11 protein-coding genes are annotated in these 15836 nt (G+C 69.7%); 4 read left to right on the forward strand and 7 right to left on the reverse strand.

What is annotated here, in order from left to right; genetic code table 11:
- The first annotated feature begins 22 nt into the window (after nucleotides 1-22).
- The 3 genes from ITJ60_RS13405 to ITJ60_RS13415 are packed head-to-tail and all read left to right on the forward strand — an operon-like array spanning nucleotide 23 to nucleotide 4082.
- Complete coding sequence (locus ITJ60_RS13405; protein ID WP_123340698.1) at nucleotides 23-1003, forward strand: ABC transporter permease; 981 nt, start codon at nucleotides 23-25, stop codon at nucleotides 1001-1003.
- 3 nt (nucleotides 1004-1006) lie between these two features.
- Nucleotides 1007-1945, forward strand: a complete 939-nt coding sequence (locus ITJ60_RS13410; RefSeq protein WP_123340697.1) for an ABC transporter permease — start codon at nucleotides 1007-1009, stop codon at nucleotides 1943-1945.
- The gene (locus ITJ60_RS13415; protein WP_194648251.1) at nucleotides 1938-4082 is read left to right on the forward strand and encodes a dipeptide ABC transporter ATP-binding protein; all 2145 of its coding nucleotides are present in this window, start codon (nucleotides 1938-1940) and stop codon (nucleotides 4080-4082) included. Before ITJ60_RS13410 ends, ITJ60_RS13415 begins: the two co-directional genes overlap by 8 nt.
- Nucleotides 4083-4186: 104 nt before the next feature.
- Here ITJ60_RS13415 and ITJ60_RS13420 read toward each other — a convergent pair whose 3' ends face one another.
- From ITJ60_RS13420 to ITJ60_RS13440, 5 genes are all read right to left on the reverse strand, one after another.
- Nucleotides 4187-4693: a PH domain-containing protein gene (locus ITJ60_RS13420; protein ID WP_123340696.1), complete on the reverse strand. Its 507-nt coding sequence runs from the start codon at nucleotides 4691-4693 to the stop codon at nucleotides 4187-4189.
- Nucleotides 4694-4755: 62 nt separating this feature from the next.
- Complete coding sequence (locus tag ITJ60_RS13425; protein WP_123340695.1) at nucleotides 4756-6498, reverse strand: dipeptide ABC transporter ATP-binding protein; 1743 nt, start codon at nucleotides 6496-6498, stop codon at nucleotides 4756-4758.
- The gene (locus ITJ60_RS13430) at nucleotides 6495-7445 is read right to left on the reverse strand and encodes an ABC transporter permease (protein WP_111084969.1); all 951 of its coding nucleotides are present in this window, start codon (nucleotides 7443-7445) and stop codon (nucleotides 6495-6497) included. The genes ITJ60_RS13425 and ITJ60_RS13430 overlap by 4 nt, the downstream gene beginning before the upstream one ends.
- A complete protein-coding gene (locus tag ITJ60_RS13435; protein WP_111084968.1) occupies nucleotides 7435-8364 on the reverse strand; it encodes an ABC transporter permease in 930 nt (309 codons plus the stop codon). The genes ITJ60_RS13430 and ITJ60_RS13435 overlap by 11 nt, the downstream gene beginning before the upstream one ends.
- Nucleotides 8365-8592: 228 nt before the next feature.
- Complete coding sequence (locus ITJ60_RS13440) at nucleotides 8593-10218, reverse strand: peptide ABC transporter substrate-binding protein (protein WP_194648252.1); 1626 nt, start codon at nucleotides 10216-10218, stop codon at nucleotides 8593-8595.
- A 306-nt stretch (nucleotides 10219-10524) separates the two neighbouring features.
- On the opposite strand from ITJ60_RS13440, the gene ITJ60_RS19350 reads away from it, so the two are divergent.
- Nucleotides 10525-12522 carry a prolyl oligopeptidase family serine peptidase gene (locus ITJ60_RS19350; protein ID WP_194648253.1) on the forward strand — a complete coding sequence of 666 codons (1998 nt, stop codon included), beginning with the start codon at nucleotides 10525-10527 and terminating at the stop codon, nucleotides 12520-12522.
- Here the strand turns inward: ITJ60_RS19350 and gcvP are convergent.
- Both gcvP and gcvH read right to left on the reverse strand, forming a co-directional pair.
- Nucleotides 12519-15458: an aminomethyl-transferring glycine dehydrogenase gene (gene gcvP, locus ITJ60_RS13450; RefSeq protein ID WP_228510224.1), complete on the reverse strand. Its 2940-nt coding sequence runs from the start codon at nucleotides 15456-15458 to the stop codon at nucleotides 12519-12521. The genes ITJ60_RS19350 and gcvP overlap by 4 nt on opposite strands.
- On the reverse strand, nucleotides 15455-15832 hold the full coding sequence (gcvH, locus tag ITJ60_RS13455; RefSeq protein WP_123294121.1) for a glycine cleavage system protein GcvH: 378 nt from the start codon (nucleotides 15830-15832) through the stop codon (nucleotides 15455-15457). The genes gcvP and gcvH overlap by 4 nt, the downstream gene beginning before the upstream one ends.
- Nucleotides 15833-15836: the final 4 nt, after the last annotated feature.

The raw sequence follows: 15836 nt of genomic DNA on the forward strand, positions 1-15836 counted from the left end.
GCACCCCACGAGGTCCCAGTACATGCTTGCCTTCATCGCAAAGCGGATCGTCAACTACATCGTCCTGACGATCGTCGCGACGACCCTCGGTTACATCCTCGCCAGCAGCACGCTGAACCCGGCTGCCCGGTTCCTGGGCCGCAACCCGGCCGTGCCCCAGGGCACGATCGACGCGTCCCTGCGGAAGCTCGGTGCCGATCCGGACACCCCGCTCATCGTCCGGACGTGGACCTGGTGGTCGAACCTCGTGACGCACGGTTCGCTCGGCATGAGCACCCGCGGCACCGAGGTCACGGCCGACATCGTCGCCCGCTCCGGCACGAGCCTGCGCTTGCTGGTCATCGGCACCCTGCTCGGCGCGATCCTCGGGGTGCTGCTCGGCGTGTGGAACGCCGTCCGCCAGTACCGCACGTCGGACCAGGTCTCGACGTACCTGTCGTTCGCCGTGCTCGCCACCCCGACCTTCGTCATCGCGGTCGTCCTGATGATCCTCGCGACCGCGATGAACCAGGGGCTCGGCACCCAGGTGATCCGGTTCACGGGTGAGTACACGCCGGGGGTGAACGGGTTCTTCCCGGTGCTCGGCGACCGGCTGATCCACCTGTTGTTACCCACGATCTCGCTGACCATCGGCGCCGTCGCCACGTACTCGCGGTACCAGCGCTCCGCGATGCTCGACGTGCTGTCGAACGACTTCATCCGCACCGCGCGGTCGAAGGGCCGGACGCGCGGATCGGCCATCATGCGCCACGGCGTCCGCGTCGCCCTCATCCCGATGTCGACGTTCTTCGCGTACTCGTTCGGGCTGATCCTGACCGGCGCGAGCATCACCGAGCTGGTCTTCAGCTGGCACGGCATGGGCGAGTACTTCGTCCAGGGCATCACCAACAACGACATCAACGCGGCCTCGGGCACGATCCTCTTCACGGCGATCCTCGTGCTCATCGCAGGAACCCTCGCGGACCTGCTCTACGCCGCGCTCGACCCGCGAGTGAGGGTGTGACCCGTGTCTGTTCTCGACCCCACGACCACGACCACCGCCGGCGACCCCGGTGACGGCAACGCCGGCACCCCGGCGCACGTCATCGAGGTCAAGGGCGGCCGCACGCCGCTCTGGCGCAAGGTGTTCGGCACCTGGCGTGCCCGCATCGGTGGCGGCGCCCTGCTGCTCATCCTGCTGTGGGCCTTCGTCGGCCCGCACCTGTACCACTGGAACGCCGTCGACTCCGACGGTCTGGCGTTCGGCATGCCGCCGAGCGCCGCGCACTGGTTCGGCACGAACGACATCGGCCAGGACATCTACGCGCAGACGCTCGTCGGCCTGCAGAAGTCGCTGCTCATCGGCCTCATCGCCGGTCCGGCCGCGACGCTGATCGCCGGCATCGTCGGTGCGATCGCCGGCTACTTCGGCGGCACCGTGGACCGCGTGCTCGTGTGGGTCATCGACCTGCTGCTCGTGATCCCCTCGTTCTACGCGCTCGTGCTCCTCAGCCCGGTGTTCAAGAACCTGACGTGGGTGGCGCTCATCGTCGGCCTCGCGGTGTTCAGCTGGATGGTGATGGCCCGCGTGATCCGCGGCCAGACGATGTCCCTGCGCGAACGCGACTACGTCAAGGCCGCCCGCTTCATGGGCGTCCCGGCGTTCACGATCATCCGACGGCACATCCTGCCGAACGTGGCGTCCCTGCTCATCATCGACGCGACGCTCGGCGTCGGGGCCGCGATCCTGGCGGAGAGCTCGCTGAGCTTCTTCGGCTTCGGCATCCAGATCCCCGACGTCTCGCTCGGCACCCTGCTCGCCGCCGGCAGCCAGTCCGCCGTCACCCGCCCGTGGCTGTTCGTCCTGCCCGCCGCGACCCTCGTCGCGACCGTGCTCTCGACCAGCCTGCTCGGCGACGCCCTGCGCGACGCCATCGACCCCACCTCCGGAGCCAACCGTGACTGAGCCGCTGCTGACCGTGTCCGACCTGTCGGTCACGTTCAACCCGAAGACCAAGCCCGTCTACGCCGTCCGCGGGGTCGACTACACGGTGGCCCCCGGCGAGTTCCTCGGGATCGTCGGCGAGTCCGGCTCCGGCAAGTCGGTGTCCTCGATGGCCGTGATGGGTCTGCTCCCGTCGTCCGCCCACGTCGAGGGCAGCATCCGCTTCGACGGCCAAGAGCTCTTGGGCAAGAACGACCGCGAGATGTCCCGCCTGCGCGGCGGCGACATCGCGATGGTGTTCCAGGACCCGCTGTCCGCCCTGACGCCCGTGTACACGATCGGCCAGCAGATCATCGAGGGGCTGCGACTGCACGACCGCTCCCTCACCCAGCACGCCGCCCGCACCCGCGCCGAGGAGCTGCTGCGCGTCGTCGGCATCCCGAACCCCGCTCGGCGCCTCGACGCGTTCCCGCACGAGTTCTCCGGCGGCATGCGGCAGCGCGCGATGATCGCCATCGCCATCGCGAACGACCCGAAGCTGATCATCGCCGACGAGCCGACCACCGCGCTCGACGTCACGATCCAGGCGCAGATCCTCGACGTGCTGCAGACGGCGAAGGACATGACCGGCGCCGCCGTGGTCCTGATCACGCACGACCTCGGTGTCGTCGCCGGCAACGCGGACCGCGTCGCCGTGATGTATGCGGGCCGCATCGTCGAGACGGCACCGGTCGAGCCGCTCTTCCGCGAGCCCGTCATGCCGTACACGATCGGACTCCTCCGCTCGATGCCGAACATGACCGCGGCCCGCACCGAACGACTCGTCCCGCTCGAGGGCCGCCCGCCCCTGCTCACGCAGAAGCCGACCGGCTGCCCGTTCGCCGACCGCTGCCCGGCGGTCCTCGACGCCTGCCGCGACGGCGAGCCCGCGCTGGTCGAGCCGACCGTCCCGCAGAGCGGCGACAACCCGGTCCTGACCGGGACCGTCCCGACGATCGGCAACGGCACGCTGCTCGACGACCACACCGCTGCGTGCATCCGTCGCGACGAGATCGCGGCGGGCACCCTCGAGCGGTCGGAGATCTTCCCCCGCCCCGAGGACATCCCCGAGGCAGCGGTCGACCACGGCGACGACGTCGTCCTCGAGCTCACCGACGTCGTCAAGACGTTCCCGCTCACCAAGGGCGCGCTCTTCCGCCGGCAGATCGGCGAGGTGCACGCGGTCGACGGCATCTCCCTGACGCTGAAGCGCGGGCAGGTGCTCGGCCTGGTCGGTGAGTCCGGCTGCGGCAAGACCACCACGATCATGGAGATCCTCGAGCTCGCCGGCGCGCAGCAGGGCACCATCCGGGTGAACGGCGTCGACACCGCATCGCTGTCGAAGAAGGACCGCCTGGCGATCCGCCGCGACATCCAGGTCGTGTTCCAAGACCCGATGGCGTCGATCGACCCCCGGCTCGACATCGGTTCGGTGATCGGTGAACCGCTGACGGTGCACGGCGTCGCGAAGGACGAGATCCGCCGCCGGGTCCGCGAGGTCCTCGAGCTCGTCGGGCTCGAGCCGAGCTACATCGACCGGTACCCGCACGAGTTCTCCGGCGGCCAGCGGCAGCGCATCGGCATCGCGCGGGCGCTCATCGTCGAGCCGAAGATCCTGGTGCTCGACGAGCCGGTCTCGGCGCTCGACGTCTCGGTGCAGGCCGGCGTGATCAACCTGCTCGAGGACCTGAAGCACCGCCTCGGCCTGTCGTACCTGTTCGTCGCGCACGACCTGTCCGTCGTCCGGCACATCGCCGACGACGTCGCGGTCATGTACCTCGGGCGGATCGTCGAGTACGGCGACGGCGACAAGGTGTTCTCCGACCCGCAGCACCCGTACACGCGGGCGCTGCTGTCGGCCGTGCCGGTGCCGGACCCGTCCGCCGAGGCCGCCCGCGGGCGGATCCTGCTCGACGGCGACCTGCCCTCGCCCACGGAGCGCATCGACGGCTGCCGGTTCCGCACCCGCTGCCCGCTCTACCAGCTCCTCGACGAGGGCCGGCAGGAACAGTGCCGCACCGTGGATCCGCGCCTGCAGGACGTGCACGGCCGCGGCGTCGCGTGCATCCAGACCGACCAGGAGCACCTGCTCACCGAGCGGGTCGGCGCGGTCGTCTGACGACGCGGGTCACGTGGTGGACGTGACCAGCAGACGGACGGGAGGCCCGTTGCCAGCTGGCAACGGGCCTCCCGTCCGTCTCGTCGTCGCGATCGCGAGCCGCGTCAGCCGCCCAGCGTCAGGCTCAGCAGCGAGACCACGAGGAGCGCCAGCGCGACCGCGCCGACGATGACGGCGGGGCGGTCCCAGCCGCGCACGGCGTCGCCGTCACCGGCGACGGCACGCTGCTCAGCCCACCGGTCGAGCAGCACGGTCATCTCGTCCGGCTGGCGCAGCACAGCACGCTCGCCGCGCCGGGCCGGCTTCGGCCGCGGCAGCGACGGGCCGCCCCAACACTGCACGCGACGGCCCGCGACCGTCTCGATGACGATCTGCCAGCGGAGCTTGACGTCAGCGACCGCGTGCCAAGGCACCACGGTGCGGCGGAGCGGGTTGACGACGGTGACGGCCGTGTCGTCGATACGGATGCACGGGCGGTACGTGAGCACCCACAGGACCCAGACGAGCACGGCGATCGGTCCGACGGCGTCGAGCACCACGATCCAGCTGCCGCGCACCGCCGCGTCGACCAGCAGGAAGAGGCCCAGGACGGCGACGAGGCCGGCCGCCACGGCGCCTCCGCGACCAGCGCGGAGGACGACGGGACGTCCGGCCTCGTTCGTGTCCAGCAGGATCAGCGTCCGAACTCGAACCCGGCGCCGGGGATGGCGGCCAGGAGGTCCTTCGTGTACTGCTCCTTCGGGGCGGCGAAGACCTCGTCGGTCGTCGCCTTCTCGACGATCTTGCCCTGGCGCATGACGCACACGTTGTCCGCGACGAGGCGGACGACCGCCAGGTCGTGCGTGATGAACAGGTAGGTCAGGCCGAGTTCGGTCTGCAGCTCCGTCAGCAGGTCGAGGATCTGCCCCTGCACGAGCACGTCGAGCGCGGAGACGGCCTCGTCGAGGACGATGACCTCCGGCTTGAGTGCGAGCGCGCGGGCGACGGCGATGCGCTGCCGCTGCCCACCCGAGAGCTCGTTCGGGTAGCGGTTGACCATCGACTTCGGCAGCGCGACCTGGTCGAGCAGCTCGAGCACGCGGGCCCGACGCGACGCCTTGTCGCCCACCTTGTGCGTGGCGAGCGGCTCGGCGATCGTGTTCCCGACGTTGTACATCGGGTCCAGCGAGCCGTACGGGTCCTGGAACACCGGCTGCACGCGGCGGCGGAAGTCGAAGAGGTCCTTGCCCTTCAGCGCGCCGATGTCGATGCCGTCGAACTGCACGGTGCCGCTCGAGATGCTCTCGAGCTGCAGCACCAGCTTGGCGACGGTCGACTTGCCCGAGCCGGACTCGCCGACGAGCGCCGTGGTGGTGCCCTTCGGGATCGCGAACGACACGTCGTCCACGGCCTTGAGCTCGCGGGTGGCGAGGCTCTTGCCACGCAGCTTGTAGATCTTCTCGAGGTTCTTCACCACGATGAGGTCCTCGGCCGGACGGTGCTCTCGCTCCTGCGCCCGGGCGATGAGCTCGGCGTCGTCGCTGCCGGCGTCGGCGATCTCGATGCGCTCGTGCTGCACCTTCGACTGGATGCGGCGGCTTGCGAGCGAGGGCGCCGCAGCGACCAGGCGCTGCGTGTACGGGTGCTGCGGGTTGGCCAGGATCTCCTTCGAGGGACCGGCCTCGACGACCTGGCCCTTGTACATCACGACGAGCTTCTCGGCGCGCTCGGCGGCGAGGCCGAGGTCGTGCGTGATGAACAGCACCGAGGTGCCGAAGTCGCGGGTCAGGCTCTCGAGGTGGTCGAGGATGACGCGCTGGACCGTGACGTCGAGCGCACTCGTCGGCTCGTCGGCGATGAGCAGCTGCGGGCGGCTCGACAGACCGATGCCGATGAGCACGCGCTGCCGCATACCGCCGGAGAACTCGTGCGGGTACTGCTTGAGGCGGGTCGAGGCGTCGCCGAGGCCGGCTTCCTTCAGGACCTCGATCGCGCGGTCGCGGACGGCCTTCTTGCCGGTGGCCATGCCGTTCGCACGGATCGCCTCCTCGACCTGGAAACCGATCGACCACAGCGGGTTGAGGTTCGACATCGGGTCCTGCGGGACGTAGCCGATCTCCTTCCCGCGGATCTCGGACATCTCCTTGTCGCTCAGCCCGACGAGCTCGCGCCCGTTGAACTTGATCGACCCGCCGGTGACCTGGCCGGTGCCGGGCAGCAGCTTGATGATCGCCTGGGCGCTCGTCGACTTGCCGGAACCGGACTCGCCGACGATGGCCAGACGCTCGCCCTGCTCGAGGGTGAGGTCGACACTGCGTACGGCCTGCACGAGACCGGACTGCGTCTTGAAGCCGACCTGCAGGTCGCGGATCTCGAGCAGCGGAGCGCCGTCGGCGTTGGTGCGTCGGCCGGTGGGGTTGGTCAGCGTCTCGCTCATCGGCGGGCCCTCGCCTTCGGGTCGAGCGCGTCGCGCACCACGTCACCGAGGAGCAGGAACGCGAGCACGGTGATGGACAGCGCGGCCGACGGCCAGAAGATCGTCGACGGGTTGGTGCGGATCGACGTCTGCGCCGTGCCGATGTCGAGACCCCAGCTGAGGGCCGACGGCGGCAGTCCGATGCCGAGGAACGACAGGGTCGCCTCGGCCACGATGAACGTGCCGAGCGACACGGTCGCGACCACGATGACCGGAGCCAGCGAGTTCGGGATGACGTGGCGCACGAGCGTCTTGAACCGGCTGACGCCCAGGGCCGCCGACGCCATGACGTAGTCGGCCTGCTTGGCGCTCAGGACGGCACCACGCATGATGCGGGCGATCTGCGGCCAGGCGAACGCAGCGAGCACGAGCGCGACGGTGATCGCGTTCCGCGCGGGGATGACCGACATGATCACGATCGCACCGAGGACGGTGGGGATCGAGAAGAAGATGTCACCGATGCGGGACACGATCGTGTCGAGCCAGCCGCCGTAGAAGCCGGCCAGCGCACCGATCACGATGCCGACGAGCGACACCAGGACCGTCGCGACGATGCCGACGATGAGCGAGTTCTGGGCGCCCCAGATCACGCGGGCGTAGACGTCGGAACCCTGACGCGTGAAGCCGAGGATGTGCCCGGCCTCGGGTCCGCCGTCGCTGTTGTCGAGGTTCGACGCACGCGGGTCGACGTGGGCGAAGAGCCCCGGGAAGACCGCGACCACGATGATCAGCAGGATCAGGATCGAGGAGATCCAGAACGTCGGACGGGTCCGCATGGACTCCCAGGCGTCGGTCCACAGGGAACGGGTCTTCTCGTCCTCGTTGACCTGGTCGATCGCCTGCAGGGGCGTTTCCTCGAGCGGGGCGACGAAGTGCGTCGCCGAGCGGGGTGCGGCGTTACTTGGCATAGCGGATCCTCGGGTCCAGGACGGCGTAGAGCAGGTCCACCAGGAGGTTGGCGAGCATGAAGATGATGACCATCACGGCGACGAAGGAGACCACCGTCGGGCCCTCGCCGAGCTTGACGGCGCGGAAGACCGTGCCGCCGACACCGTTGATGTTGAAGATGCCCTCGGTGACGATCGCACCGACCATCAGGTTGCCGATGTCGACACCCAGGTAGGTCACCACGGGGATGAGCGAGTTCCGGAAGATGTGCACGCCCACCACACGACGACGGGGCAGGCCCTTCGCGGTCGCGGTGCGCACGAAGTCCGCCGTGGTGTTCTCGGCCACGCTCGCGCGGGTGAGCCGCACGATGTAGGCGAACGACACCGACGCCAGGACGATCGCCGGCAGGATCAGTTCGTCCCAGGGCGCTTGCCCGGACACCGTGACCCGGAACAACCCGAGCTTGATGCCGAACACGTACTGCAGCACGAACCCGACGACGAAGGTCGGCACCGAGATGAGCAGGAGCGAGACGACGAGCGCGGTGGCGTCGAACAGCTTGCCCTTGCGCAGACCCGCGATGACACCGACGACGATGCCGGCGACGGCCTCGAACACGAGCGCGAGGATCGCGAGACGAGCGGTGATCGGGAACGCGGAGGCGAGCTGCTGGCTGACCGGCAGACCGGAGTAGGTCACACCGAGGTCGCCACGGAACACGCCGCCGATCCAGAGCAGGTACTGGACGATGAACGGCTTGTCCAGGTTGTACTGCTGGCGCAGGGTCTCGATGACCTGCGGCGACGGCTGGCGGTCGCCGAACAGCGCTGCGATGGGGTCGCCGGGCAGCGAGAACACCATGAAGTAGATGAGGAACGTGGCCCCGAAGAACACGGGGATGAGTTGCAGGAGGCGCTTTCCGAGGTACCAGAGCATCAGATCCCTGCCCGGTCCGGAGCGATGTCGATCAGGTTCATTGTGGTGAGGGGTGGACGTTCCGAGGGTCGGCACGGATGTCCGGTTCGGGCGGCGGCGCCCGATGTGGTGGGGGAAGGTGTTGCCGCCGTGGTACGGGGGTTCGGGGACCGTTGCGGTCCCCGAACCCCCGTCCGGTGGTCGCGAGGCAGGATACCTGCCCACGCGGTGCTCTCGAGGAGAGCGGTGTTACTTCTTGACCTCGATGTCGTAGTACAGCGGCACCGAGTTCCAACCGAACTTCACGTTGGACACGTTGTCGGCGTTCCAGACACCGGTGACGTTCGAGTACCAGAGCGGGATCTCCGGGAGGTCCTTGAACAGGAGCTCCTGGGCCTGGTCGAAGGCCTTGTTGCCCTCTTCGACCGTGGCGGCCGAACGGCCCTCGGCGAGCAGCTCGTTGTACTCCTTGGAGTCGTACCGCGAGTAGTTGTTCGACGAGCCCTCACCCATGGTCGGGCCGAGGAAGTTGTACAGCGACGGGTAGTCGGCCTGCCAACCGGTGCGGCTGCCGCCCGTGAGCTTGTCGTTCGTCTGGAGGTCGAGCGCCTCCTGGAACGTCGGGATCGCGTTGCCCTCGGCCTTGATGCCGAGCGTGTTCGAGATCGAGTTCGTGACCGCGGTCACCCACGCCTCGTGCCCACCGTCGGCGTTGTACGTGATGGTGAGGGTGTCGTCGTACTTCGAGATCTTGTCGGCCTCGGCCCACAGCTTCTTGGCCTCGGACTCGTTGTAGTCCAGGACGTCGGAGCCGTCGAGGTCGTCGTTCCAGCCCGCGATGACCGGCGACGTGAAGTCCTTCGCCGGGGTGCGCGTGCCGTCGAAGATCTTGTCGGTGATCTGCTTGCGGTTGATGGCCATCGAGACGGCCTCACGACGCAGCGTGCCTTCCTCGCCCTTCCAGTGGTCGAGGTAGTACGGCAGGTAGATCGCCTGGAAGATGGCGGCCGGCTGGTTGACGTTCGAGTCCGGGAAGTCCGACTTGTACGTCTTGAAGGCGCTGTCCGGCACGGCGTCGAGGACGTCGAGGTTGCCGCCCTGCGCGTCGGAGTACGCGGTGTCCTGCGATGCGTAGAACGTGATCGTCAGACCACCGTTCTTCGGCTTGCGCTTGCCCTCGTAGTCCTTGTTGGTGACGAGCTTGATGGACTGGTTGTGCGTCCAGGCCTTCTTGCCGTCGAGCTTGTACGGACCGTTGCCGATCGGGTTCTCACCGAACGCCTTGGTGTCGTCGTAGAACGAGGACGGCAGCGGCACGAACGCCGAGTAGCCGAGCGACAGCGGGAAGTCCGACTGGGCCGACTTCAGCGTGACGGTGAACTCGTCGTCGTCGACGACCTTGAGGCCCGTGAGCTCCGAGTCCTTGTCGGCGTCGTAGCCCTCGATGTTCTCGAAGAAGTAGCTGGCGCCCTGGGCGTTCGACTTCTGCGCGGCCCAGTTCCAGGCCTTGGTGAAGGACTCCGCGGTGACCTTCTCGCCGTTCGTGAACGTGTAGTTCGTGTTCAGCTTGATGTCGAAGGTCTTCGAGTCATCGGTGTCGATGCTCTTCGCGACCTCGTTGACGGACTTGCCGTCGGCGTCGTAGGACACGAGGCCCTCGAAGAGCGAGTCGATGATCTTGCCGCCACCGGTCTCGGTGGTGTTCGACGGGATCAGCGGGTTCTGCGGCTCGCTGCCGTTGGTCGTGACGATGCCGGAGGCGTTGGACGAGCCCGAGCCACCCCCACTGTTGCTGTTGCTGGAGCAGGCGGTCAGGGCGAGTGCTGTGGCCCCGAGCACGGCGAGGGCTGCAAGCCCGGCGCGCTTCTTGATCAAGGTTCCTCCTGGTGCATGGGACGCGCAAGGGCACAGCGGTGTCACCCGGGCGCGTTTGACATCTGCACTGTAGGCAAGGTGGACAGCAGCCTCCAAACCCTGGAGCGAACGGTTACAAGCCGGTAACCAACTTGCACGATCCTTGCGAGAAGATGCAAGATTCGCGCGCTTGCTGAACGCCCTCGCGCTTTTGTTGCATCTGCATGAAATTCGTTGCACTGCGACACAGTTCTGTGCAAGGAAGACCTGTTCCGAGGCCGCCTCAGGACCCGGGCATCGGCGCCGCACCAGCCGTACCGTGAACACGTGCTCGCGAACGACATCCCCCATCTCCACGTCCCCTCCTCCCCCACCGTCAGCGGTGATCCCGGGAACGGCGGAGCGGCCTTCGTCGCGGTCGCCCGTCCGGACCTCGACCAGGACGCGTACCGCAGCACCATCGAACGCGTGACCACCGAGGGCGCGGTCCGCTGGACGTCCGGCGACCGCGACTCGTCGCCGGCCCTGTCCCCCGACGGTCGCGCCCTCGCCTTCCTCCGGTCCGTCGAGGACGACCACGGCGTCGCACACCCGCAGCTCGCCGTGGCGCCGGTGCACGGCGGCGAGGCCCGCGTGGTCACCGCCCTGCCGCTCGGCGCCGGCACCCCGGTCTGGTCGCCCGACTCGACACGCGTCGCCGTGACCGCACGCTTCCCCGAACCCGGCCGCTACGGCTCCGAGGTCCCCGGCGGCGACCGTCGTCCGGCGGCGGACGCCGAGGCGCCGCGGCTCGTGTCCCGACTCGACTTCCACGTCGACGGCACGGGGTACCTGCTCGACAAGCCGCAGCAGATCGTGGTCGTCGACGTCACCGACCCCGCAGCGGCACCGGTGGACTCCCCGCTCACGAGCGCGCCCTGCTCGGTCTCCGCACCGGCCTGGTACCCGGACGGCGGCGCGCTCCTCGTCGTCGCCCCGCGGGACCTCGGTGCGCGTGAGACCCACGACGACGACCTGTACCGCGTCGACACGTCCGACGGCACGATGGCGCTGGCGATCCGGACCGAGGGCTCGGTCAGCTCGATCGCGATCACCTCGGACGGCACCGTCCACTACGTCGGGGCGTCGCACCGCGACGGGCGGCTGGTCGGCGAACCCGAAGGGCTGTGGGTCGCGGCGCACGACTCCGAACCGGTCCGACTGACCGCCCGCGAGACGGTCGACGTCTCCGGGACGCCGGCGTTCCACCGCGACGACGTCCTCGTGCAGGTGCTCGACCGCGGCACCGTCACCGTCCGTCGTGTCCCCGCCGGCACGACGGCCCCGCTCCGGCTCGACGAGCTCGGGGTCGTCCTCGGCGGCCGTCTGGTCGTCTCGGGCTTCGACGTCGACGGGGACGTCCTGGTCGCCACGGCTGCCACGACGGACTCGCCCGGCGAGGTCCACGTGGTCGACCTGACCGTGACCGACGATGCCCTCCCGACGGCGCTCACCGACTACGCGGCCCCGCTCCGGTCCGAGGCATCGGCCCCCGGTGTCCGCCGCATCGAGGAGCTCACCGGCACCGCTCCGGACGGTACCCCGGTGCACGGCTGGGTCGTCCTGCCCGAAGGCGAGGGGCCGCACCCCGTCCTCCGGGTGGTGCACGGCGGACCGTTCGGCCAGGACACCTGGGCGTTCTTCGACGAGGCGCAGGTCTACGCCAGCGCCGGGTACGCCGTGGTCATCGGCAACCCGCGCGGATCCGGTGGCTACGGGCTCGACCACGGCCGCGCGGTCATCGGGGCGATGGGCACCGTCGACGTCGACGACGTGCTCGCCCTGCTCGACGCAGCGCTCGAGCGCCCCGACCTCGACGCGGCACGCGTCGGCATCATGGGCGGCTCGTACGGCGGGTTCATGACGAGCTGGGTCGCCGCCCACCACGGCGAGCGGTTCGTCGCCGCGTGGAGCGAGCGCGCCGTGAACGCGTGGGACTCGTTCGCGGGCAGTTCCGACATCGGTTGGTACTTCGCCGACGCGTACGTGGGCGCCGACCCGGAAGAGCAGCGTCGACGGAGCCCGCTGACCTACGCCGCGCAGGTCACCATCCCGTTCATGGTCGCGCACTCGGAAGCCGACTGGCGCTGCCCGATCGAGCAGGGGCAGCGCCAGTTCGTGGCCCTCCGGCGCGCGGGGGTCGACGCGTCGTTCCTCGTGTTCCCGGGCGAGGGCCACGAGCTCTCCCGCTCCGGCACGCCGTGGCACCGCGTGCAGCGGTTCGAGCACGTCCTCGCGTGGTGGGCGGAGCACCTGCCCGTCACACCGGTGGACGCGGGTCGCTAGGCGAACGCCTCCACCGGCGGGCACGCGCACACCAGGTTGCGGTCGCCGTAGGCCTGGTCGATCCGGCGGACCGGCGGCCAGTACTTGCGGCCACTGATGCCCGGCAGCGGGTAGACGGCCTGCTCGCGGGTGTAGGCGTGCGCCCACTCCCCCGAGATCACCGACGACGCCGTGTGCGGGGCGTGCACGAGCGGGTTGTCGTCCGCCGGCCACTCCCCGCGCTCCACGGCCGAGGCCTCGGCACGGATGGCGAGCATCGCGTCGACGAACCGGTCGAGCTCGGCCAGGTCCTCGCTCTCGGTCGGCTCCACCATCAGGGTGCCGGCGACCGGGAACGACATGGTCGGGGCGTGGAAGCCGTAGTCGACCAGGCGCTTCGCGACGTCGTCGACGGTGATGCCGGTGGTGTCGCGCAACGGTCGCAGGTCGAGGATGCACTCGTGCGCCACGAGGCCGTCCTCGCCCGTGTAGAGCACCGGGAACGCGTCGCGCAGTCGAGCCGCGATGTAGTTCGCCCCGAGCACGGCTGCCTCGGTCGCACGGGTGAGGCCCTCGAGCCCCATCATCCGGACGTACGTCCACGTGATGGGCAGGATGCTCGGGCTGCCGTACGGTGCCGCGCTGACCGGACCGCCGGCGTGTGCCAGGCGGTCGTCGGCCTCGGCCGCGGTCGACCCGGGCCGTCGGTCGGCCTGCTGGGCGAACGGGTGCCCCGGCAGGTACGGCGCCAGGTGCGCCTTCGCCGCGACCGGACCGACACCGGGTCCGCCGCCGCCGTGCGGGATGCAGAAGGTCTTGTGCAGGTTGAGGTGGGAGACGTCGCCGCCGAAGTCGCCGAAGCGGGCGTGGCCGAGCAGCGCGTTGAGGTTCGCGCCGTCGACGTAGACCTGGCCGCCGGCGTCGTGCACGGCGTCGCAGATCTCGCGGATGTCGTGCTCGTACACGCCGTGGGTCGACGGGTACGTGATCATCAGCGCCGCGAGGGTGTCGGCGTGCTGTTCCGTCTTCGCGCGGAGGTCGGCGAGGTCGACGTTGCCGTTCTCGTCGCAGGCGACCACGACGACCTGCATGCCGGCGAGCACCGCGGACGCGGCGTTCGTACCGTGCGCGCTCGACGGGATGAGGCAGACGGTGCGCTCGGTGCCGCCGTTCGCCAGGTGGTACCCGCGGATCGCGAGGAGTCCGGCGAGCTCGCCCTGGCTGCCCGCGTTCGGCTGCAGGGACACGGTGTCGTACCCGGTGACCTCGGCCAGCCAGGACTCCAGGTCACCGATCATGTCGAGGTAGCCCTCGATGTCGTCGCGCGGCGCGAACGGGTGGATGTTCGCGAACTCCGGCCACGTCACCGCGGCCATCTCGGTCGCCGCGTTGAGCTTCATCGTGCAGCTGCCGAGCGGGATCATGCCCCGGTCGAGCGCGTAGTCCTTGTCCGCCAGGTGCTTCAGGTACCGCATCATGCGGGTCTCGCTGCGGTGGGCGCTGAAGACGGGGTGCGTCAGGTACTCGCTCGCGCGCAGCAGACCGGCCGGGAGGCCCGTGGCCGCGTCCCGCACGGCCGCCTCGGTCGCGGGGACGGTCACGTCCACGGCCCCGAACACGCCCGCCAGTCGGGTGACGTCGTCGGGCGTGGTCGTCTCGTCGACGGAGAGCTGGAACACGTCTTCGTCCACCTGGTGCAGCAGGAAGTCGGCGTCCTGCGCTGCGGCGACGACCGCCCCGGCGCGACCGGTGGCCCGCAGGGTGAGCGTGTCGAAGAACGCGTCGTGCACGACCTCGAGCCCGGCGTCGCGGGCGACCGCGGCGAGCGCCGACGTCGTCCGGGCGACCCGGTTCGCGATGAAGCGCAGCCCCTCGGGCCCGTGGTAGACGGCGTACATCGAGGCCATCACGGCGAGCAGGACCTGCGCGGTGCAGATGTTGCTCGTCGCCTTCTCGCGGCGGATGTGCTGCTCGCGGGTCTGCAGGCTGAGGCGGTAGGCCATCGCCCCGTCGGCGTCGAAGGACACCCCGACCAGGCGACCGGGCAGCTGGCGTTCGAGCCCGGCGCGCACGGCGAGGTAGCCGGCGTGCGGGCCGCCGAAGCCGAGCGGGACGCCGAAGCGCTGGCTCGTCCCCACGGCGACGTCGGCACCCAGGTCACCGGGGCTGGCGAGCAGGGTCATGGCGAGCAGGTCGGCCGCGACGACGGCGATGCCGCCACCGGCGTGGACGCGCTCGATGATCGACGACGGGTCGACGATCCGGCCGGAGGCACCGGGGTACTGCACGATCACGCCGAAGACGCCGTCGAGCTGCTCGTCGGTCGGCCCGGTGACGGGGTCGAACGCACGCAGCGTGATGCCGACGGCGTCGGCGCGGTGGTCGAGCAGCGCGCGGGTCTGCGGCAGCAGGTCGTCGTCGACCAGGAACGCGTCGCCCTTCACCTTGGAGGCGCGGCGGGCGAGGAGCATGCCCTCGACCACGGCGGTGCCCTCGTCGAGCATCGAGGCGCCGGCGGTGGCCATGCCCGTCAGGTCGGAGACCATCGTCTGGAAGTTGATGAGCGCCTCGAGCCGGCCCTGGGAGATCTCCGGCTGGTACGGCGTGTAGGCCGTGTACCAGCTCGGGTTCTCGAGCACGTTCCGCTGGATGACGGCGGGGGTGTGGGTGCCGTGGTACCCGAGCCCGATCATGGCGCTGCGGACGGTGTTGCGCCCGGCCTTGGCGCGGAGTTCGGCGAGCGCCTCGGTCTCGCCGACGGCGGCGGGGATCACCGAGTCGGTGACGGGTGCTGCGTGGATCGACTCCGGGATCGCGGCGCGGACCAGGGCGTCGAGCGACGGCCGGCCCACGGTGTCGAGCATCGTCTGCTGGTCGGCCGGGGTGGTGCCGATGTGGCGGTCGGCGAACGAGGTCTGCAGGTTCTGGAACTCCTGCTGGTCGTCGGGGCCGGTCATGCGATGGACGCCCGGTACGCGTCGTGGTCCATCAGGTCCTCGGGGAACGAGGTGCCGTCGACCTTGATCTTGACGAGCCAGCCGGTGCCGAACGGGTCCTGGTTGACCGTGTCGGGGGCGTCGACCACGGCGTCGTTGACCGCGACGACCTCGCCCTCGATCGGCGCGAAGAGCTCACCGACGCTCTTGGTGGACTCGATCTCGCCGATCTGCTCGCCCGCGGTGGTGGCGGTGCCGACTGCGGGGAGCTCGACGTAGACGACGTCACCGAGCTGCTCGGCGGCGTGGTCGGTGATGCCGACGGTGACGGTGTCGCCCTCGACGAGGAGCCACTCGTGGTCGGCGGTGTACTGGAGTGCGGTCTGGTCGCTCACGGGA

It is taken from the genome of Curtobacterium sp. VKM Ac-2884 (assembly GCF_015350945.1).
In the GTDB taxonomy this organism is placed as follows: domain Bacteria; phylum Actinomycetota; class Actinomycetes; order Actinomycetales; family Microbacteriaceae; genus Curtobacterium.

Excerpts from the sequence above, each read along its gene's own strand:
- ITJ60_RS13405 (WP_123340698.1), top strand. The coding sequence starts at position 23 with ATGCTTGCCTTCATCGCAAAGCGGATCGTCAACTACATCGTCCTGACG.
- ITJ60_RS13425 (WP_123340695.1), bottom strand. The coding sequence starts at position 6,498 with ATGAGCGAGACGCTGACCAACCCCACCGGCCGACGCACCAACGCCGAC.
- ITJ60_RS13430 (WP_111084969.1), bottom strand. The coding sequence starts at position 7,445 with ATGCCAAGTAACGCCGCACCCCGCTCGGCGACGCACTTCGTCGCCCCG.
- ITJ60_RS13435 (WP_111084968.1), bottom strand. The coding sequence starts at position 8,364 with ATGCTCTGGTACCTCGGAAAGCGCCTCCTGCAACTCATCCCCGTGTTC.
- gcvP (WP_228510224.1), bottom strand. The coding sequence starts at position 15,458 with ATGACCGGCCCCGACGACCAGCAGGAGTTCCAGAACCTGCAGACCTCG.